Source organism: Ruegeria sp. YKSF57 (assembly GCF_059612585.1).
This window is the reverse complement of sequence record NZ_JBXWQW010000009.1, coordinates 83,581-103,916: the sequence shown is the minus strand read 5'-3', so window position 1 is coordinate 103,916 and position 20,336 is coordinate 83,581. Positions and strand designations below refer to the sequence as shown.

21 protein-coding genes are annotated in these 20,336 nt (G+C 63.1%); 8 read left to right on the top strand and 13 right to left on the bottom strand.

Features of this window, described 5'->3' with window-relative positions:
- The 3 genes from AC2FLX_RS05900 to AC2FLX_RS05890 all read left to right on the top strand — a co-directional run.
- Window positions 1-412 (top strand): polysaccharide deacetylase family protein (locus AC2FLX_RS05900; RefSeq protein WP_496875391.1); only part of this gene is annotated, 412 nt, incomplete at its 5' end.
- 18 nt (window positions 413-430) lie between these two features.
- Complete coding sequence (locus tag AC2FLX_RS05895; RefSeq protein ID WP_496810013.1) at window positions 431-907, top strand: class I SAM-dependent methyltransferase; 477 nt, start codon at window positions 431-433, stop codon at window positions 905-907.
- A gap of 12 nt (window positions 908-919) precedes the next feature.
- Complete coding sequence (locus tag AC2FLX_RS05890; protein ID WP_496810014.1) at window positions 920-1,600, top strand: DUF1045 domain-containing protein; 681 nt, start codon at window positions 920-922, stop codon at window positions 1,598-1,600.
- A 26-nt stretch (window positions 1,601-1,626) separates the two neighbouring features.
- On the opposite strand, the gene AC2FLX_RS05885 is transcribed toward AC2FLX_RS05890, so the two are convergent.
- Entirely contained in the window at window positions 1,627-2,472 is an 846-nt protein-coding gene (locus AC2FLX_RS05885) for an EamA family transporter (RefSeq protein WP_496810015.1), read from the bottom strand.
- A complete protein-coding gene (gene fosX, locus AC2FLX_RS05880) occupies window positions 2,469-2,888 on the bottom strand; it encodes a FosX/FosE/FosI family fosfomycin resistance hydrolase (protein ID WP_496810016.1) in 420 nt (139 codons plus the stop codon). The genes AC2FLX_RS05885 and fosX overlap by 4 nt, the downstream gene beginning before the upstream one ends.
- A gap of 183 nt (window positions 2,889-3,071) precedes the next feature.
- Here fosX and rpe point away from each other — a divergent pair, with 183 nt between their 5' ends.
- Entirely contained in the window at window positions 3,072-3,761 is a 690-nt protein-coding gene (gene rpe / locus AC2FLX_RS05875; protein ID WP_496746376.1) for a ribulose-phosphate 3-epimerase, read from the top strand.
- A gap of 456 nt (window positions 3,762-4,217) precedes the next feature.
- On the opposite strand, the gene AC2FLX_RS05870 is transcribed toward rpe, so the two are convergent.
- The 7 genes from AC2FLX_RS05870 to AC2FLX_RS05840 all read right to left on the bottom strand — a co-directional run bounded on the left by AC2FLX_RS05870 (window position 4,218) and on the right by AC2FLX_RS05840 (window position 13,062).
- A complete protein-coding gene (locus AC2FLX_RS05870) occupies window positions 4,218-5,315 on the bottom strand; it encodes a leucine-rich repeat domain-containing protein (RefSeq protein ID WP_496810017.1) in 1,098 nt (365 codons plus the stop codon).
- A 145-nt stretch (window positions 5,316-5,460) separates the two neighbouring features.
- Entirely contained in the window at window positions 5,461-6,951 is a 1,491-nt protein-coding gene (locus AC2FLX_RS05865) for a class I adenylate-forming enzyme family protein (protein WP_496810018.1), read from the bottom strand.
- 33 nt (window positions 6,952-6,984) lie between these two features.
- Window positions 6,985-7,410: a PaaI family thioesterase gene (locus tag AC2FLX_RS05860; RefSeq protein WP_496810019.1), complete on the bottom strand. Its 426-nt coding sequence runs from the start codon at window positions 7,408-7,410 to the stop codon at window positions 6,985-6,987.
- On the bottom strand, window positions 7,391-8,518 hold the full coding sequence (locus AC2FLX_RS05855; protein ID WP_496810020.1) for an acyl-CoA dehydrogenase family protein: 1,128 nt from the start codon (window positions 8,516-8,518) through the stop codon (window positions 7,391-7,393). The genes AC2FLX_RS05860 and AC2FLX_RS05855 overlap by 20 nt, the downstream gene beginning before the upstream one ends.
- A 5-nt stretch (window positions 8,519-8,523) precedes the next feature.
- A complete protein-coding gene (locus AC2FLX_RS05850) occupies window positions 8,524-9,714 on the bottom strand; it encodes an acyl-CoA dehydrogenase family protein (RefSeq protein WP_496810021.1) in 1,191 nt (396 codons plus the stop codon).
- A gap of 76 nt (window positions 9,715-9,790) precedes the next feature.
- Window positions 9,791-10,966 carry an acetyl-CoA C-acyltransferase gene (locus AC2FLX_RS05845; protein WP_496810022.1) on the bottom strand — a complete coding sequence of 392 codons (1,176 nt, stop codon included), beginning with the start codon at window positions 10,964-10,966 and terminating at the stop codon, window positions 9,791-9,793.
- Complete coding sequence (locus AC2FLX_RS05840) at window positions 10,966-13,062, bottom strand: 3-hydroxyacyl-CoA dehydrogenase NAD-binding domain-containing protein (RefSeq protein ID WP_496810023.1); 2,097 nt, start codon at window positions 13,060-13,062, stop codon at window positions 10,966-10,968. Before AC2FLX_RS05840 ends, AC2FLX_RS05845 begins: the two co-directional genes overlap by 1 nt.
- A 262-nt stretch (window positions 13,063-13,324) precedes the next feature.
- Here AC2FLX_RS05840 and AC2FLX_RS05835 point away from each other — a divergent pair, with 262 nt between their 5' ends.
- From AC2FLX_RS05835 to AC2FLX_RS05825, 3 genes are all read left to right on the top strand, one after another.
- Window positions 13,325-14,044, top strand: a complete 720-nt coding sequence (locus AC2FLX_RS05835) for a type 1 glutamine amidotransferase (RefSeq protein WP_496810024.1) — start codon at window positions 13,325-13,327, stop codon at window positions 14,042-14,044.
- Between the two features lie 106 nt (window positions 14,045-14,150).
- Window positions 14,151-14,969: a cyclase family protein gene (locus tag AC2FLX_RS05830; RefSeq protein ID WP_496810025.1), complete on the top strand. Its 819-nt coding sequence runs from the start codon at window positions 14,151-14,153 to the stop codon at window positions 14,967-14,969.
- Between the two features lie 3 nt (window positions 14,970-14,972).
- Complete coding sequence (locus tag AC2FLX_RS05825; RefSeq protein ID WP_496810026.1) at window positions 14,973-15,368, top strand: carboxymuconolactone decarboxylase family protein; 396 nt, start codon at window positions 14,973-14,975, stop codon at window positions 15,366-15,368.
- A 12-nt stretch (window positions 15,369-15,380) separates the two neighbouring features.
- On the opposite strand, the gene AC2FLX_RS05820 is transcribed toward AC2FLX_RS05825, so the two are convergent.
- Window positions 15,381-16,220 (bottom strand): c-type cytochrome, encoded by an 840-nt coding sequence (locus AC2FLX_RS05820; RefSeq protein WP_496810027.1) that lies wholly within the window; start codon window positions 16,218-16,220, stop codon window positions 15,381-15,383.
- A gap of 256 nt (window positions 16,221-16,476) precedes the next feature.
- On the opposite strand from AC2FLX_RS05820, the gene AC2FLX_RS05815 reads away from it, so the two are divergent.
- Window positions 16,477-16,695 carry a DUF1127 domain-containing protein gene (locus tag AC2FLX_RS05815; RefSeq protein WP_480747958.1) on the top strand — a complete coding sequence of 73 codons (219 nt, stop codon included), beginning with the start codon at window positions 16,477-16,479 and terminating at the stop codon, window positions 16,693-16,695.
- A 6-nt stretch (window positions 16,696-16,701) separates the two neighbouring features.
- On the opposite strand, the gene AC2FLX_RS05810 is transcribed toward AC2FLX_RS05815, so the two are convergent.
- From AC2FLX_RS05810 to AC2FLX_RS05800, 3 genes are all read right to left on the bottom strand, one after another.
- Window positions 16,702-17,982 (bottom strand): aspartate aminotransferase family protein, encoded by a 1,281-nt coding sequence (locus tag AC2FLX_RS05810; RefSeq protein WP_496810028.1) that lies wholly within the window; start codon window positions 17,980-17,982, stop codon window positions 16,702-16,704.
- 10 nt (window positions 17,983-17,992) lie between these two features.
- Window positions 17,993-19,096, bottom strand: coding sequence for a mandelate racemase/muconate lactonizing enzyme family protein (locus AC2FLX_RS05805; RefSeq protein WP_496810029.1), 1,104 nt, complete (start codon window positions 19,094-19,096; stop codon window positions 17,993-17,995).
- A gap of 124 nt (window positions 19,097-19,220) precedes the next feature.
- Complete coding sequence (locus AC2FLX_RS05800) at window positions 19,221-20,336, bottom strand: mandelate racemase/muconate lactonizing enzyme family protein (RefSeq protein WP_496748018.1); 1,116 nt, start codon at window positions 20,334-20,336, stop codon at window positions 19,221-19,223.

Genomic DNA, 20,336 nt, shown 5'->3' with positions numbered 1-20,336 from the left:
GACCCGATTGCGCACGCTCTTCGGCCCGGCCCTGATGCCGATGTTCGTGCCGCCCTGGAACCGCATCGCGCCCCAGGTCGTCAAACAGCTTCCCGCACTGGGATACTGCTTTCTGTCCACGTCCACCCCGCGCACGGCCACACATCCCGCGCCGGGACTGGAGCAGGTCAACACCCATCTCGACCCGATCGACTGGCACGGGACACGCAGCCTGGCCGATCCCGACACGCTGATCGCCCAACTTGTGAGCCTGCTTCAGGCCCGGCGCACGGGGACTGTGGACAATACCGAACCCTTCGGCCTGTTGACCCACCACCTCGTGCATGATCAAGACATCTGGGCCTTTACCCAGGGCCTGATCGAACGCCTGATGCAGGGACCGGTCCGGATCTGGACCGCGCCACGCGACTGAAACGCCAAGGAGACCTTGATGAGCCGACTGGATTCCATGCTGCGCCGTCTGACCGCCCAGCGCGACGGGTTGAACTGGGCCGCAGGGCAGATCCGCGATCTTGAGGGCGACGTTCTGGACATGGGGCTGGGGAACGGGCGCACCTATGATCACCTGCGCGAAATCCTGCCCGACCGCCGGATCTGGGTGATGGACCGGGTGCTGCAGTGCCACCCCTCCTGCGTGCCGCCGGAACAGGATTTCCTGCAGGGCGAGGCCGAACCGATGCTGCAGCGCCTCGTCACCGAAGGTCGGCGGATCGCGTTGGCCCATTACGATTTCGGCATGGGCATCAAACAGGACGACGTGGCCGAGGCCGCCCGCCTCAGCCCACTGATCGCGCAAGTGATGGTCCCCGGCGGCCTGCTGATCTCGGGGCAACCTCTGGTCGGGTTCGATCAGATCACAGGCCCCACGACCATCGCACCGGGCAGGTATATGTTCTATCGCACCTGACAAGGACGCGGCATGACATTCAGTCGCTACGCAATCTACTACCTGCCACCCTCGGGCGAGGAATGGTCCAGCGCCGCCACCGCCTGGCTCGGCCGGGACATCACGAGCGGAGCGCATGTCGCACATCCGTACCTGGACGGCATCGATATCGCCGATATCACAGAAACTCCGCGTAAATACGGGCTTCACGCGACGCTGAAACCCCCGTTTCGACTGGCGTCACCCCAGAGCACATCCGAGTTGAAGGAGGCTTGCGCCCATTTCGCGGCAACCCGACCCACGGTCAGTGCACAAGGGTTGGAACTTGTGCGGATGGGCCGCTTTCTGGCCCTGTGCCCGGTTGGGGACACCGCTGATCTGAACGCTCTCGCCGCTGCCTGCGTGCGCGACCTCGACCGCTTTCGCGCGCCCCTTGACGGAGCCGAACGCCAAAGGCGCGGCGAAGGCCTAAAACCCGCGCTGCAAGCAAACCTCGAAACCTGGGGCTATCCGTATGTAATGGGCGCATTCCGGTTTCATATCACACTCACGGGGAAACTGCCCAAGGCGCTGCTCTCTCCGGTTCAGGCCGAATTGCAAAGCCGGATCGGGTCGGTGCTGCCCAGCCCATTCCGCCTCCGGGACATCGCTCTGGTCGGCGAGACCGAGGACGGGTTGTTTCGCCTGATCAAACGCTTTCCCCTCTCAGGCTGAGTGCAGACGTTTCCCGCCTGACGCCATCATATCCGGCTGATGCGCAACAGGATCGCGCCCGACAATGTCAGCGCCGTCGACAGCACTTTCTTCAGGTCCAGCTTTTCGTTCAGGAACGTCACCCCCAGAACCAGCGCAAAGATGATCGATGTCTCACGCAGCGCCGTTACCAATGCAATCGGCGCCTGCGTGAAGGCCCAGACCACCAGAACGTAGGCCGTGAACGAAGCCGCCCCGCCAAAGGCGGCCAGGCGCCAGATTTTGCGCGCACGCCTCAGAAGACCGGGCCGCGCCACGCGGGCGACCACCACAAACCCGACCGCATTCGCCACTGTCAGGGTACCGAAAAAGCCCAGCGCAGTGCCCGCAATCCGCGCGCCCTGCCCGTCGACAATGGAATACGAGGCGATGAACAACCCGGTGACCAGCGCCAGCCCTGCAGCCCGCATGTTGAAATTTCCGTCCTGCCGCCGCACCAGCGCGATCGAGGCGATACCGATCGAAATCATCGCCATCGCGGCAAGCTCGGCCTGGCTGAAAACCGCTCCGAAAAACAACGCCGTTCCCAGCGCCACCAGCAGCGGCGAGGCCCCGCGGGCAATCGGATAGACCTGTGTCAGATCACCGATCTTGTAGGCCTGGATCAGAAACAACTGATATCCCAGATGCAATGCCACCCCGGCCAGCAGATAAGGCCAGCAGCTCCAGTCGATGGGCGCGGCAAAGGGCAGCAGCAACAGGCCGAACACCCCCTGCCCCATGACCACCGCCGCCATGCTGGCGGTCTTGTCCGCTCCCCCCTTGACCAGCGCGTTCCATGTCGCATGCAGCAGCGCCGCCAGCAGGACCACCGCAAAAACAAATCCGGTCATGCTCCGGCCTCCCTCCCCTTGGCATACCGTTGCAGCCGCTCCTGCAACGTGCCGGTGTGCAATTCGAACAGATGATTGTCCGGCCCGTGGAAATACAGCGACCGCCCCTCGCCCTCGACACGGGGGCGCGGCGGGCGCAGGTCCAGCCCCAGCGCCTCGATCCGCCTGCGGCGCTCCTCGAACTGGTCCTCGGCAATGGCAAAGGCCACGTGGTTATAGCTGCGCTCGGGCAACGGATCGCCCTTCATGATCGCGACCCAGACGTCCCCGATCAGAAAAAACCGCTCTTCCGCCAGCGAAAACTGCGCCTCGCCGCTGTCATAGACGCAGCGCGCCTCGAACACAGTTTCCAGAATTTCCTGCATCCGGTCGAGGTCGGACACGATGAATGTCACATGCGACAGCCCGCTGCTCATTCAATGTAATCCATCTGACCCACACCTCCTGCCAGCCTCGCGAAACCACGGGGATGATCCATCCTTACTCTTGCCGCAGGCTCCACGCAATCGCGTCGCGGTCGGTGATTTCGGACAAGGTCTATCCCTCGCGCCTGATCGCTTGTATATGCGCTGCGACTCTTACCACTCACGAGGTCTCCGATGAGCTTTGACCGCAAGATCAAGATCGCCCCGTCGATCCTCTCCGCCGATTTCGCCAATTTCGGACAGGAAATTCAGGCTATCGAGGCGCAGGGGGCCGATTGGGTCCACGTCGACGTGATGGACGGCCATTTCGTTCCGAACCTGACTTTCGGCCCACCCGCGGTCAAGGCGTTCCGCCCGCATGTGAAAACGGTGATGGATGTGCACCTGATGATCTCACCGGTCGATCCTTACATCCAGGCCTATGCCGATGCCGGGGCAGACGTGCTGACCGCCCATGTCGAGGCCGGGCCGCACACCCACCGCACCCTCCAGGCCATCCGTGGCGCAGGCATGAAAGCGGGCGTGGCGCTGAACCCGGGCACTCCGGCAGACGCGGTCGAACACCTGCTGGATCTCACCGATCTGATCTGCGTAATGACCGTAAATCCCGGCTTCGGCGGGCAGAAATTCATCGACATGACGACCAAGATCCGCCGCCTGCGAGAAATGATCGGCGACCGCCCGGTTCATATCGAGATAGACGGCGGCGTCGACCCGAAGACCGCACCGCTGGTGGCACAGGCCGGGGCCGACGTTCTGGTCGCCGGATCGGCGGTGTTCAAGGGCGGCTCGGTTTCGGCCCCTGAGGTCTACGGCACCAACATCCGCGCCATCCGCGCGGCCGCCGAGGGCGTCGGGGCCTAATTCGAAGGATCACGGGAACCCGGAGCGCTCCCGCACGTCGCAGTCCCTCTTGCGAGAAATGTCGCCCGGTGAGGCCGGGCGCCGAGCCAAGGCGGGAACGTCTGGCAATTCTACCCCAAGCGTCAAGCAGTCCTGACCGGAATTCGCCCAAGCGGACGAAGGAGAGACGTGCAGGTACCGCGTGTTCGAACGCAGAAAGTCGCTACCGGACTGCACGTCTGCAGTGCCAACAGTTCGCCAGCCCACAGGAGTCCCCGAACCGGTCATTGGCGGACACGAGCCGCCGCCGTTTCCGTTACCGTCATTCACTGCGCCGGAACCGGACTGGAAAGATGCGGACAAGCCTGTCGTTCGCTGCATTCGCGCCAATGGTTGCGTCGACGAACTCAACCCAATGAATGCCATAAAAGAACTGGTTCCTGCACGCGACCAATCTCGACAGCGATGTCTCGTTTCTCACTTTTTGAGCTTAACTCCTGCCGGAACTGCTGAGAAATCGGTTACATCTGTGCCCCGCAAACTAAGATGACGAAGAGGCAACTGGCTCAGCGGGGCAATATCGGTCACTTGCGTACGGCTAAGCTCCAAGCCAGACAAGCTCTTCAAACCTGCAAGAGCGCTGATATCTGACACTGGTGTGCGGTCCAGCCAAAGAACACCGAGTTTGCTCATATTTCGCAAAGCACCGAGATCAGACACTTGCGTATCTCGAAGTTGAAGTACGGTCAAACCCGTCAGACTTGAAAGTGGGCTGATATCGGACAGCTCTTTATTGTAGCTTAAAATCAAAAGTTTGAGGTCTTCCAGCCCTGAAAGCGGGCGCAAATCTTCGATATCGTTGGTAGACAGATCGAGATGCGTCAGTGAACGAAGTGGCGCAACGAATTCGATATCATGCAGCACTGTGCGACCGAGCGTGCCGGAGATTTCGAGCCACTTCAGTTGGTCAAGCTCAGCAAGTGAAGAGAATTCCGTGTTTTCCGCGAGTTCGAAAGTCGCGCGCTCAAGCCGGGTGAGATCGCTCAGATTTTGTTGTCCGGTGATCGCAGCTGCCTTGACATACAATACCCGCAATGCGGGCATGTTGGACAACGCGCCTAGGTCGATTGTGCGGCGTGGGGCATAGATTCTGAGTTCTGCCAGTTCCGGCAGCTCGGTTGTCAATTGGTCCAAAGCAACCGCCGCATCGGCTGACAGGTCAAGGCGAAGTAAACCTTTCATGTCCTGAAGCGGCGTTAGATCGACCGGACCAACGCGAAAAAGCTCAAGACTATGTACGCTTCCTGCGCTCGAAAGCGGCGCAAGATCGTAGGGTTCTTCAGGGTTGTCGTCTGAGACAATCCTGAGGTTGGCGACACCATCCGACAGCGCCGAATTCAATTCAGATGGTCCGATTTTTCGTTTTGGCCCCGACAAGGGACGGCACGTTTCCTCAACGAGGGCGCCGACGCCAAAGTAATCCACGCAAAGCTCGTCGACTTCAGTTTCTTGAGCAAAAACAGGCGTGGTCGAAACGATCATCCCGACAATATATCCAATGAAATTTCGCTTCATGTTGCGTTTCCATCCCACGGCCGAAGTTCACGTTATGGATGGTTTGCCAACTGATCTTGTTGTCATTGTGGCATCCGTTCAGATGAGTTGCAGAGCGGCGTAGGGTCAAGCTCAAGTCGGCTTGGCAGCATCCGTCACTTTGGCCTCAGCTCAGTCGATCCGCGAAGACGTCCAGCAGTTTGTATTTGAGGATCTTTCCGGTCGGGGCCGCCGGCAGGGCCTCCGTGATGACGATCTGAGACGGACACTTGTATCCCGCCAGTCGGCCTGCCGCGAAAGTCAGCAATTCTTCCGGTGTCGGGGCATCCCCTGGCGCGACCTGTACAAAGGCCACCACCATTTCGTCGCCCTCCACGACGCGGCCCACCACGGCGGACTGAATGACCCTGGGGTGATCGTTCAGCGCCGCCTCGACCTCGGGTGGATAGACGTTGAACCCGCCATGAATGATCAGCTCCTTGCACCGTCCCACTATGTGCAGATGCCCCCGGTCGTCGAGAACCCCCAGATCGCCCGTCCGCAGCCACCCATCCTCCAGCACAGCCTCTGTTGCCTCGGGATTGCGAAAATATCCCTTCATCACATTTGGTCCGCGCGTCAGAACTTCGCCCACACCGTCTCTGGCGCCTGCAGCGGCTTCGTCCAGCCGCACCTCGATCCCGGCCAGCGGCGGGCCGACCGAGATATCCGGATCGCCGATTTCGTTACGCGAGGCACACACCGCCGCCGTGCTTTCGGTCAACCCATAGCCGTTCTGGATCGCAACCCCGTAAAACGCCTCGGCCTTGCGCTTCCACGCCGGGTCCAGCGGAGCCGCACCGGACGAGACATATTGCAGCGTGTTGCGGGGCAGATGGTCGAAACCCTGTTCCTTTGCATATTGCATCAGCAACGCATGCATCTGCGGTACGGCGGAAAACTGTGTGATCCCCGAATTGAGCACCTCATAGGTCCGGGCCGCCGTGAACCGCGCCTCCAGCCGCACCAACGCCCCGGCCAGAGTCGCCGCAGTGACCACCGAGGCCAGACCGAATACATGCGTCAAAGGCAGCACGCCATAAACAATGTCCCTTTCGGTCATGCCCCGAAACCGGGCCGCCGTCCGACCGGCAAACAGCAGGTTGTCATGGGTCAGCATCACGCCCTTTGGCACGCCGGTGGTACCGGTCGTGAACAGCATGGTCGCCACGCCCTCAAGCTCCGCATCGGGCTGGCCTGGGAACTGGTTTGTCACGTGCAGGGTCCCGAACGCCCCTGTCACCGCCTGCGCCCCCAATCGGTTGGCGTGGCTCATCGCGTCCGGGGACGCCGCCGAAGTCATGAGCGTGACGGCCGGGCGCGCATGCTCCACCACCCGCTGCACTTCCGAATCGGTCTGCCGCGCATTGATCGGGACCGCACAGGCCCCGACCCGTGAACAGGCAAACAACGCCGCCACCGCCGCGCAACAGTTTTCGGCCAGGATCATCACCCGGTCGTTGGGCCTGACCTTGCGATCCTTCAGCAACTCCGCCGCATCGGCGATGGCGTCATCCAGCTGCCGATAGGTCCAGAACGCGCCGCCATTATCTTCGAATGCGGGGGCGTCCGGGCGCTGCTTCGCCTGCGCGTCGGGAAAATCGTGCCATTTTTCCATCGCTGTCTGCCCCCTTCGGCAATGCGCTCACCGTCACTTGGCCAGCGCGTGACGCTTGAACACCCCCTGCGCGGTTGCGATCAGTTGCCCATCCTCGCAACGCAACTCGCCATTGACATAGGCCAGCTTACGCCCACCACCCGCAGGCCGCCCAACCGCCGTCACCCGCCCATGGTTCACGGCTGCGACATAGCTGGTGTTCAACGAAATGGTCAGTACCATCGGATGCTCCGCCCGGTCGAACCAGGCCGAGGCCGTGTTGCCGCAGGCCACGTCCAGCAGCATGGCGATGATCCCGCCATGCAGGACGTTCTGACTGTTCAGGTGGTCAGGTCGGATATCCAGATGGCACCGCGCATGACCTTCCGCATCGCTCAGATCAATCTCGAACCCGATTGCGTTCTGGCATCCCGAACGCCTGACGTTCAGGCGCCCTCCGTCATGCCGCGCTGAGTGCAATGAACCGCTCCAGATGATAATCCTCGTCGCCAAACCGGTGATCGGCCATGACAATGCGCTTGGCGATATGGGCCAGCTCGTATTCCTGCGTCATTGCGATGCCCCCGTGCATCTGGATGGTCTCTTCGGCCACCAGTCGCCCGACACGGGAAATCAGATTGCGCGCGGCGGCAACCTGGCGGTCGCGATCTTCGGCCACCAGATGCCCCGCCGCATTGATGACGGCCGAGCGCGCCTGCTCCAGCTCGATCAGCATGTCGGCAAAGCGATGCTGCAACGCCTGAAACGTCCCGATGGGTCGACCGAACTGGTGCCGCGTCAACAGATATTGCCGCGTCAGATCTACAGCCGTTTCCATCGCGCCCAGCGTTTCAGCAGCCAGTGCCACATTGGCCGAGGCCACGGCCCGCACCAGCGGCGCCCACCCCTGCCCCGCGGCACCCAGACGCGCTGTACGCGGCAGACGCACATCGTCCAGCGTCACATCGGCGGCGCGACCACCCGCGAACATCGGGTAGCCGGTCAGGCTCAAACCCTTGGTCCCGGCGGGCACCAGGAACAACGATATCCCGTCCAGATCGAAGAACCCACCGCTTTCGCGTGCGGAAACGATCATATACCCGGCAGTCTCGGCATTGATCGCGACGGCCTTGCGGCCACTGAGAACCACATCGTCACCATCCTCCCGGGCCAAGGTCTCGACCCGGCTCAGATCATAGCGGCTGGACGGTTCGCCATGTGCCAAAGCCAGATGCAGCCCGCCCGCGATGACATCCCTCAACAGCGCCTTCTGTTCGTCGTTGCCCAGCGCCGCGATCAGCCCGCCACCCAGCAGGGCGGTATCCAGCACCGGCTCGACCACCCCGGCGCGGCCCAGCTCTTCGAACACGGTAGCGATATCAAATCCAGCACCGCCAAAGCCGCCCTCTGCCTCGGAAAACAGCGCACCGATCACGCCCAGTTCCGCCAGTCCGGCCCAGACCTCCGCGCTCATGCCTGCGTCGCTGTCAATGATCCGGTTGCGGGTGGCAGTGGTGTACTTGTCCGACAGATACCGCCGCATCGTCTCCTGCAGCATCCGCCGTTCTTGTGTCAGGTTGAAATCCATGACGCTCAGCCCCCCATCTTGACCTTGGCGATGATCCCGCGCTGTATCTCGTTCGAGCCGCCAAAGATCGACAGCTTGCGGTTGTTGAAATACTGCGCCGCCACCGGCCCGGCATAATCCGGCCCCACGGGATCGTTGGCACCCGCCACCGCCTCCGACGGGAAGGGCATCGCATATGGCCCCACCGCGCGGCGGGTCAGGTCATTGATCTCCTGCCGGATGACCGTCCCTTTCACCTTAAGCATCGAGCTTTCGACCCCCGGTGCCTGCCCTGCAGCCGCCCGGCTGATGATCCGCATATTGGTCGTCGCCATCGCCATCAGGTCGATCTCGACCCGCGCCAGCCGGGCGGCAAAATGCGGATTTTCGATCAGCGGACGCCCGCCCGCACATTCCTGACGCGCGATGCGCTTGACCGCATCCAGCCCCGCCTGACTGAAACCCACGCCTGCGATATTGGTGCGCTCATGCGTCAGCAGGTACTTGGCATAGGTCCAGCCCTTGTTCTCTTCCCCCACAAGGTTTCCCACCGGCACCCGGACATCATCGAAAAACACTTCGTTCACTTCCGGAGACCCATCCAGCAGCACGATGGGCCGCACTTCGATCCCCGGCGTCGCCATGTCGATCAGCAGGAACGAGATCCCCTCCTGTTGTTTGGCCTCGGGATCGGTGCGCACAAGGCAGAAGATCCAGTTGGCATATTGCCCAAGCGTCGTCCAGGTTTTCTGCCCGTTGACCACGTAATGATCGCCGTCGCGCACCGCGCGGGTCCTGAGCGAGGCCAGATCCGACCCCGCCCCCGGCTCGGAATACCCCTGACACCACCAATGCTCACCATTCAGGATACGCGGCAGGAAATAGTCCTGCTGCGCCTTCGATCCGAATTTCTGCAGCACCGGCCCCAGCATCGACAGACCAAAGGGCACGATGCGCGGCGCATAGGCTGCTGCGCATTCTTCCTCGAAAACATGGCGTTGCACCGCGTTCCATTCCGCTCCGCCAAATTCCACGGGCCAGTTGAAGTTCAGCCACCCCTTCTCGTTCAGCGTCGCATGCCACCAGTCATGACCTTCCTTGCCCAGGCTCTCTCCCGCACGCACCTTGGCCGAAATTTCTGGCGGCAACTTTTCGGCCAGAAAGGCACGCACCTCGGCGCGAAAGGCCTGTTCCTCATCGGTATAGTTCAGATCCATCCCCGCTCTCCTCCTGCGACGCCCATTCCGGCGATGCCGCCCGGCCCTCGGCGGGCCGTGCCGTTGCCGCTCCGCTTCAGAATATCTCGAACAACCCGGCCGCTCCCATGCCGCCGCCGATACACATGGTCACGACACCCAACTTGGCGCCGCGCCGCTTGCCTTCCAGCAGGATATGCCCGGTCATCCGCGCCCCGGTCATGCCAAAGGGGTGACCAATGGCGATCGAGCCCCCATTGACGTTGTATTTCTCGGGATCGATGCCCAGCCGGTCGCGGCTGTAAAGACACTGGCTGGCAAAGGCCTCGTTCAGCTCCCACAGGTCGATATCGTCGATCTTCAACCCGTGCCGTTCCAGCAGGCGCGGCACCGCAAAAACCGGGCCAATGCCCATCTCGTCGGGCTCACACCCCGCCACGGCAAATCCCTTGAACGCGCCCAGGGGCTCCAGCCCGCGCCTCTCGGCTTCCCTGGCTTCCATCAGAACAACCGCTGCCGCCCCGTCGCTGAGCTGCGAGGCGTTACCGGCGGTGATAAAGTTGCCCGGCCCCCGCACCGGTTCCAGGCTGGCCAACCCCTCCAGCGTCGTGTTGGGGCGGTTGCACTCGTCACGGTCGACCGTGACCTCGCGCATGGACACCTCGCCGCTGTCCTTGTCCTTGACCGCCATCGTCGTGGTCATCGGCACGATCTCGTCGGAGAACTTGCCCGCGGCTTGCGCGGCGGCAATACGCTGCTGGCTTTGCAGGGAGTATTCGTCCTGATACTCGCGGCTGACGCCATAGCGATCCGCCACGATATCCGCGGTCTCGATCATCGCCATATAGATCGCGGGTTTGTGCTCGGCAATCCAGGCCTCGGGCACCGGGCGGATCTTGGGCTGCACCATCGAGATGCTTTCGACGCCGCCCGCCACCATCGGCCCCGAGCCGCCCTCGGTGATCGCCTGCGCCGCCAGCGCCACGGTCTGCAGCCCCGACGAACAGAACCGGTTCACTGTCATCCCCGAGGCCGTCACCGGCAGTCCTGCCCGGATCGCGATCTGCCGCGCGATGTTGTTGCCGGTCTCGCCTTCGGGAAAGCCGCAGCCGATGATGCAATCCTCGATTTCCGAACCCTCCAGCCCGGCGCGCCCGACAGCCGCCTCAACGGCATGACCACCCATCGTGGCGCCGTGGGTGATGTTGAACGACCCTCGAAAGGACTTGGCCAGCCCGGTCCGGGCGGTCGATACGATTACGGCTTGTTTCATCACTGAGCTTCCTTGTTCAGATCATCGAATGTGCGGCCCTCGGCCACCAGTTGTTCCAAAAGCGGCGCGGGTTGCCAGAAAAAGGCATCCTCCTGGGCATAGCGCCGGATATCGGTCAAAAGCTCGGGCAGCCCCTGCAGGTCGGCCCATTTCAACGGACCGCCGCGATAACGCGGGAAGCCATAACCATAGAGCAGCGTCACATCCACATCGAGCGGGCGGCGCGCAATGCCCTCGCCCACGACCTTGGCCGCCTCGTTGACCATCGCCGCCATGTAACGGCGGACAATCTCAGCGTCGCTGAACTCACGCGGGGTGATCCCCTGCGCGGCACGTTCCGCCTCAATCAGCGGCGGCACATCCGGGTTGGGCACGCCGCCCCGTCTGCCGGCCTCGTAAACATAATATCCCTTGCCGGTCTTCTGCCCGAAATGCCCCGCCTCGCACAGCTTGTCGGCGTAGGAACTGTCACGCGCACGCGGGTCCATCCCCTCGGCCCGCTTGCGCTTGCGCACGGCCCAGCCGATGTCCAGCCCGGCCAGATCGGCCACCGCGAAGGGTCCCATGGCAAAGCCGAAATCGGTCAGCGCCTTGTCGATCTGATAGGGGCTGGCCCCGTCCAGGATCATATGATCGGCGCAGGCGCGATAGGTGCTCAGGATACGGTTGCCTATGAACCCGTCGCAAACACCCGCGCGCACCGACACCTTGCCCAGCCGCTTGCCCAGCGCAAATCCTGTTGCCGCCACGTCCCGAGCGGTCTTGTCGGCGACCACCACCTCCAACAGCTTCATGACATGGGCGGGAGAAAAGAAATGCAACCCGATCACATCGCCGGGCCGCTTGGTCATCGCTGCGATTTCGTTGATATCCAGATACGAGGTGTTCGAGGCCAGAACCGCACCCTGCCTGCAGACCGCATCAAGCCGGGTGAAGACCTGTTTCTTGACCTCCATGTCCTCGAAAACCGCCTCGATCACCAGATCGACATTGCTCAAAGCGTCGTAATCCGTCGCCAGCGTCAAAGCGTCCTGCAACAGATGTTCGAACTTCTCCTGGCTCAGCTTGCCCCGCTTCAGCGCGCCCGAAAGATTGGCCTCGATACGGCCCTTGGCGGCATGGGCGGCCTCTGCCGACATCTCCAGCATCACCACCGGCAGGCCCGACAGCAGTGCCGCAGTGGCGATCCCTGCCCCCATGGTGCCGCCGCCGATCACGCCGATCTCGTGCAACATGCGCGGCTCGACCCCCTTGAGCTCCGGCAGCTTGCCCACCGCGCGCTCGGCAAAAAAGGCGTGGATCAGCCCCTCGCGCTGGTCCGAGTTCATCAGCTCGCTGAACAACTCACGTTCCCGCTTCATGCCCGCCTCGAAACTGTCCGCCTCACAGGCCGCCTGAACCGCCCGCACCGCAGTGGCCGGGGACAGCTGCCCGCGCCCCTTCTTCAGGACCTGCTGGTAAACCGCATCGAAATCGACCGGCGATGGTGCCGGCATGTCACACACCGCGCGGCGCGGCGCGCCGGCATCCAGCAATGCCTGTGCATAGGCCAGCCCGACTTCACGCGGGTCTCCGTCCTCGACCTTGTCGATCACCCCCAGTTCCAGCGCCTCGGTCGCGGGGACATGCCGGCCCGTCGTGATCATGTCCAGGGCCGCTTCGACCCCCGCCACACGCGGCAGGCGCTGGGTGCCGCCCGCGCCGGGCAATATGCCCAGATGCACTTCGGGCAAGCCCACCTTGGCCGAGGGAACGGCAATCCGGTAATGGGTCGACAGCGCCACCTCCAGCCCACCGCCCAGCGCCGTACCGTGGATCGCGGACACCACCAACAAGGGCGATGCCTCGATCCGCGCGCACAGCTCGGGCAACCACGGGTCCTGCGGCGGCTTGCCGAACTCGCGAATATCCGCCCCCGCAAAATAGGTGCGCCCCTTGCCATAGATCAGAACCGCCCTGGCCCCGTCTGACTCGGCACGTTCAATCCCGGCCAGAAGACCCCGGCGCACATCCACGCCCAGCGCGTTCACCGGCGGGTTGTCGGCCCCCAGAACCGCGATTTCCCCAACACGTTCGTATTCGACGGCCTCGGACATCCGGCCACTCCTCCTGTTGCCTGCCAACGATCCGGCGCAAGGACGGCAAAACCGTTGTGCGGGATAGGCAGGGGATCTCCATTTCGAAAAAGAGTGCGTCTTTGGCGATCCCGGATCAAGCCGCATTCCGGAAACCGACGCAGCGTCGAACCGGCCACGGTGCAACCGGCTGCACCTGGTGCCAAGACCCGGATTTTTCGCTGGCCCCCTTGGGATGCAGCCTGCATAGAAGGGGCAACAGACAGGTTCGGGACCAACAGGCATGCATCTGGCAATCTTGATGACCAACACGGATGAAAGCGATTTCGCGCAGGCGCATCCGAAAGACGGCGAGACGTTCGCACGTCTGGTCCATCTCGCCCGCCCGGACTGGACGGTCGAGGTCTTTTCGGTCAAGGACGGCATCTTTCCCGACGACATCACCCGGTTCGACGGGGCATTGATCACCGGCAGTCCCGCCTCGGTGCGCGATAGCGAGGATTGGGTCGGCAGGCTGCTCACACTGATCCGTGACATGCATGACCGACGCCAGCCCCTCTTTGGCGCCTGTTTCGGGCATCAGGCCATCGCGGTGGCTCTGGGCGGCAAGGTAGGGTTCAATCCCGCCGGCTGGGTCTATGGCGTGACCCGGAACCGCCTGCTCACCCGCCCGGACTGGGCAAAGGAGCTGCCCGAGGACATCAACCTATATGGCTGCCATCAGGAACAGGTCACGCAACTGCCGCCCGGCGCCTGCAACATGACCGCATCGGATGCCTGCGAAAGCTCGGGCTTCTTCATCGGTACGCACATCTATACCACCCAGCAGCACCCGGAAATGGACAAGGGTTTTGTCATCGCCCTGGCCGAGGAAATGCGTCCCCTGATCGGTCAGACCTTATGCGACAAGGCCCTGACCTCGCTCAGCCAACCTGTGCATCAACAAGGCTATGCGGAAAGCATCGCGCGGTTTTTTCAGCAGGCTCGCGCCGCCGACACCTGACCCCCCCCCTCTGTAAAACATTGACTTTGTGGAAAATGTGCTAAGCTCACGCCGGGGCAGGTGACTCCGGCTTGTCGCAGCAGCAAACTCAACAGGGAGCAATGAAATGTGCGATATTTGTGTGATGAACGCCGTCAAGGACCGGATGCTGTCGCGGCGATCCTTCTTCAAGGCCGGTGCCGTGGCAACAGCCGGCGCGGCGCTGGGAACCGCCACCGCAAGCCCGGTCCGCGCGATGAGCCACAGTGACGTCGTCGACATGACGCATGTATACGACGCCGACTTCCCGACCTATTTCGGCACGCCCGGCATCGAAGCGACGCAGGCCTTCAACTTCAAGGAACACGGGTTCAACCTGTTCAATCTTGCGGTCAACGAACACACCGGCACCCATATCGACGCGCCGCTGCATTTCTCGGCGGACGGCCAGTCGATCGACGAAATCCCCGTGTCGAACCTGGTCTGCCCGCTTTGCGTGGTGCACATCCACGAAAAGGCCGCGCAGGACGCCGATGCGCAGGTGACACCGGACGACATCAAAGCCTGGATCAGCACCAACGGTCCGATCCCGGATGGCGCCTGCGTGGCGATGCATTCCGGTTGGGAAGGCAAAACCGGCGGCCCGGAATACCGCAACGCCGATGACGAAGGCAAGATGCACTTCCCCGGTTTCCACGTCGAAGCCGCGCAAATGCTGATCGAGGAAACCGGCGCAGTGGCGATGGGCGTCGACACGCTGTCGCTGGATCATGGGCCATCGGCCGATTTCGCCACCCATTACGCATGGCTGCCGACCAACCGCTATGGCATCGAGAACATGGCCAACCTCGCGAAAGTGCCCGCCAGTGGCGCCACCCTGATCGTGGGCGCGCCCACCCATCGCGGCGGCTCTGGCGGCCCGGCGCGTATTCTGGCGCTCGTGTAACCCATGGCAACCGTTCGCCTGTTGTCGGACGAAGAGGCCAGCGCCGAGGCGCTGGCCGTTTTCGATGATATCCGCAAGACCCGCAACACCGATTACGTCAACAACTTCTGGCGCGCGCTGGCGCATGACCCGGCACTGCTGCAAGCCACCTGGGACCGGTTGAAACAGGTCATGGGGCCGGGGTCGCTGGACCCGCTGGTCAAGGAAATGATCTATGTCGCGGTCTCGACCGCCAATGGCTGCGAATATTGCGTCCATTCCCACACGGCGGCGGCAAAGACCAAGGGCATGACCCCCGAACAGTATGGCGAGTTGCTTGCCGTCATCGGCATGGCGATGCAGACCAACGGCATCGTGACCGGGTTGCAGGTTCCGGTCGACGACGCCTTCAAGGCCTGAATCCGCGGGTTCTCATGGGTCCGGCAAGGGCGGCATGACCCGCAAATAGGCCACCAGCGCATCCAGATCCGTATCGTTCATCCGGGCAAAATAAGGATAGGGCATGGGCGGCACCATGGCGCTGCCGTCCGGTCGGACGCCCTGTGTGACCATCGTCTTGATCTCGTCATCCGAATAGCCCGCCAGCCCGTCGGCATGGCTGGTGATGTTGGGTGCCGTGACGCTGCCCCATGGTCCGATGAACTCATAGGTCCCGATCCCAAGATTTCCGGCATCCATGACCGGGCCTTCCGGGCCGATCGGCGAGTGGCACTCGACGCAATGGGCAACCGCCCATGCCAGGTATTCCCCATACTCTGCCGTCGCCGCACGGTTTGGCGCGGTCACGCTTTCGACCGGCGGTCCATAAGCAGGTGGCAGCGGGATATTGTAGGTGGACTTGCCCGCGTCGTGATCGACCGGGTTTACCGTGCGCAGGTACATCACGATGGACGCCAGATCGTCATCGCCGATCCCGCGATAGACGGCACAGGGCATCGGCGGCCCGATCAGCGACCCGTCAGGGCGCAGACACTCGCGAATGGCGCGACCCAACTCCTCGTCGCTCCAGTCCGCAACCCGCCCGGCGGGTGTGATATTGGCCGAGATCGCCGTGAAATGCTCGGTCTCTTCGACAACACGCCCGGCCAGATCGCGGCTGAAATCCAGCCCCTGCTCTCCGAATGGCGTGTGACAGTTGCCACAGCCCATCGGCCCCTGAACCAGATATTCGCCACGTTCCACGCTTGGTTCTGCCACGGCCATACCCGCGCACATCCCCAGCGTCGCAACAACATGCGACAGCTTGATCATTTTATTTCCCCCCTGCTTTCGCCACGCCGGTTTCACGCGACAAAAACCCGCAACTTCAATACATTGCAATTTTAATATGTATCTTCAGATCACGTTTTTGTCAACGAGTCCCTGCCGGCCGGGGCGGAGCGAAAACAGGCATCGAAAACACAGATTTGCACCAAACGCACATCTGCCATTCCATTCCGTCCCTATCGAATCCGGGCAAACTGGCTTAGGTCACCAAACCGGAATTCTTTCGAAAGGACGACCCGCCATGGCGCATTCCTCGGCCAACGCCACCAGCCTGCCCGCACTGGCCTCGATTCTGGGCGACATCTTTGTCGGCATCTGGAATGCCTTGATGCGCATCGGCGAGGCGAATTCCAAGGTCCGCCAGATCGACGCCTATTACGCCATGTCCGATGCCGAGCTGGAAGCGCGCGGCATCCGGCGCGAGGATATCATCCGCCTCGTTCTGGCCGACGTGATCTGATCGCCTTCACGCTTTGGCAATCGCCTCGGCAGCCTTGGCATAGGCCACTTCGCACAGCTCGAAATCCGCTTCGGTCAGGGCCAGCGACGGATAGGTCTTTCCGGCCGACTTGAACATGCCGTTCTGCATCAGAACCGCGTTGAATACCGTCGCTCTGCCCGCATTCGCCGCCATAACGTCGCGATAGTCGCGAACCTCTCCGCCCGTGAACACGATCTCGAACAGGGTCGGGTCACCCACGATCCGGTGCGCGATGCCGTGGGCCTCCAGCGCGGCCGCCGCCATCTCCATCAGCCGCCGCCCGTTCGCGCGCAACCTGTCATACTGCCCCTCGCGGCGCAGCACCTCCATCGTCTTGAGACCCGCCGCCGCCGCAACCGGGTTGCCCGACAGCGTGCCCAGCTGCATCAGCCATTTCTCGGCCCCTACTGTGGCCTTGTCGAAATGCGCCATGATATCGGCCCGCCCTGCAATCGCGGCCAACGGGAAGCCGCCGCCGATGATCTTGCCCAGCGTGGCGATATCCGGGGTCACACCGTATAGCTCCTGCGCGCCGCCATACGAGAACCGGAACCCGGTCACCACCTCGTCGAAGATCAGCACGATGCCATATTTGTCGGCCTCCGTGCGCAGCAATTGCAGGAACCCCGGCGCGGGCGGGATGATGCGCTGCAACGGCTCGACGATGATCGCCGCCACTTGTTCCCCATGCTCGGCCAAAAGCGAGCGGATATAGTCCGGGTCATTGAACGGCGCGATCAGCATCTCGGCGCGCACGCTTTCGGGGATACCGGCGCTGTCCGGCACCGCCTGCGGAAAATTCACCAGCCGCGTCGGCGCCAGGCTCATCTGCGCCTCGGCGCTCATGCCGTGATAGCCGCCTTCGAACTTCACGATCCGGTCGCGACCCGTAAAGGCGCGCGCCAGCCGGATCGCATACATGTCCGCCTCGCCACCCGAGGACACGTACCGCACCTGATCGGCGCAGGCAACGGCGGAACAGATTTCCTCGGCCAGCTCCACCCCCTTGGCGTTGTTGGCAAAAAACGTCATGCCCTTGGGCAATTGTTCCAGAACGGCCTCCATGACCTCCTCGTGCCCATGCCCCAACAACATCGGGCCGGACCCGATCAGGAAATCGACATATTCGGTGCCATCCTCGTCCCAGACGCGACTGCCCTTGCCCTCGCGAATGAATTTCGAAGGGTCGAAATTGCCAAACCCCCCGCCCGGCAATACGGCCTTTGCGCGTTCGATCCAGTCGGCCTGGCTGAGTTTCGTAAGCATGGTGGCCTCCTTAGTCCAAAATCATATCCGGTTCACCTAGCGCCGCCCGGTCCGGCGTCACCCCCAGGCCGATGCCCGCGGGCGGGGCAATGCGCCCGGCCATTCGCACCGGCCCTTCGGGGGCAAGCCTCGGCGCGACATAGCCCGACAGGTCGCAGACATTCATCAACCGGCCCGGATCGGTTGCCGCCCCAAGATGCAACAAGGCGGCCGTGGTGATGTCCGAGCCCCAGGTGTCCTCAATACACATCTTTGCGCCCAGATGCAGGCATAGATCGCGCGCGCGACGCGATGCCGACAGACCGCCGAATTTGCTCAGCTTGATTGCCACCGCATCCATGCAGCCCTGCGCATGTCCCGCCAGCAGGCTGGCGGTGTCATGGGCGCTTTCATCCAGCTTCATCGGCAGCCCGGTCGCCGCGCGCACCCGCGCGCAATCCTCGATCGTGGCGCAGGGCTGTTCCAGCATCACGTCCAGATCCGCCACCGCCCGGCCCACGCGCGACGCGTCCAGCGAGGTCGCGCCGCAGTTCCAGTCACCATAGACCAGCGGGCCGCCGCCCACCGCCTCGCGCACAAGCCGCAGCCGCGCCACATCGGTCTGCCAGTCCTTGTCGGCGCCCAGCTTGACCTGAAACTGGGCCATCCCCTGCGATTGCGCCTCTTGCGCGATCCTCGCCATCTCCTCGGGCGCGACGCAGGTGATCGAATGATAAAGCGGCATGGTATCCGCCCGCCGCCCGCCCAGCAGAGCAAAAAGCGGCAGCCCCGCCGCCTGCCCGGTCAGATCCCACAGCGCAATGTCCAGCGCCGATTTGGCATAGGCGTGGCCCTGCAGGTGTTTGTCGAGCCGCGCCATCAGCGCCTCGGGCCCCACCGGGTCGGCCCCCAGCAACACTTCCGCCATTTCCTGAACCACGGGCGCCACGCCGCGCGCGTAAGCCGGCAAATAATGCGGGATCGGGCAGACCTCGCCCCAGCCGGTCAGGCCGGTATCGGTATCCAGCGCCAGCACCACGGTTTCGACGGTGTCGCAGGTCTTGCCATCGGCCATGTAATAAGCCTGATGACTGGTGAGCGGCACATGCCACAGGGATATGCGTGTAAGCTTCATGACAGAACCTTGCAGGTTTTGCGCCGCGCGATGCGCGCCGTCGGGGGAAAGGGGGGCTTTGCCCCCCTCTTGGCCTGCGGCCAATTCACCCCCCAGGATATTTGGGGCCAGATGTAGCCGCGGATCATGGTTTTTCCTCAAAAACGGCGAGGGGTCGGCCAAGCGTCTTTTCGTCGGGGTGAACGCCCAGACCCGGGATCTCGGGCAGGTGCAGGTGTCCGTCGATATTGCGCGGGCCGCGCCCGCCTGCAATGTCCAGCGTCAGCATGTCCTGGCAGGCCCAGATGCCCAGCAGGTTGTGGTCGGGGATGGTGGCGGCCAGGTGCAGCGCCTCGGTATCGGCCAGAACCGAGCCCCCCGTCGCCATCACGAACATGTCGATGCCATGGGCCAGCGCGATATCCCGGATGCGGGCGGCCTTGGTCAGCCCGCCGACACGGTTGAGCTTGATGCCGAACACCTCGGCCAGACCATCACGCGCGACACGGGCGGCGTCCTGCAGGGTGACAAGGCATTCATCCACGCTGACCGGGGCCGCATGTTTGCTGCGGATGGCGGCGATATCGTCCAGCGTCTCGCCGGGCTGTTCGAACATCACGCCCAGATCCTCGGTTGCCTTCATCACGCGCAGCGCCTGTTGCCGGGTCCAGGCGCGGTTGACGTCATAGAGGATGCGCTCGCCGCGCGGGCGGTGCGCCTCGACGTCGCGGATGCGTTCGATATCGCGTTCGGCGTCGCCGCCCACCTTGACCGAATGCACATGGTAGCCGCGCTGCCGGTAACGGTCCATGACCTCGCGGGTTTCCTCGACGGTCTTGGCGCCCACCGACGAGGCAATCGGTGCGGGCGTCCGCGACCCGCCGCCCATCAGATCGGCAATCGGCAGCCCCGCCGCCTGCCCGGCAATGTCCCAGCAGGCCATGTCGATCGGCGATTTTGCATACAGATGCCCGGGTAGGGCCAGATCCATCGCCCGCTCGACCTCGAGCACGCGGCGCGGATCAAGCCCGAGAAGGAATGGCGCCATCGTCTCGATCCCTGCCCGGATGCCAGGCCCGTGCGCCGGCACATAGGTGTGCCCCCAAGGCGTTCCTTCGCCCCAGCCGGTGAGGCCCTCGTCGGTTTCGAGTTTGACCAGGGTGGCGTCCAGCACCTCGAATTTCAGCCGCCCGCCGGAGAGCCAATAGGGATGCTCGAGCGGCAGATTGACGTGATAGACGGTGATGCGGGTAATCTTCAT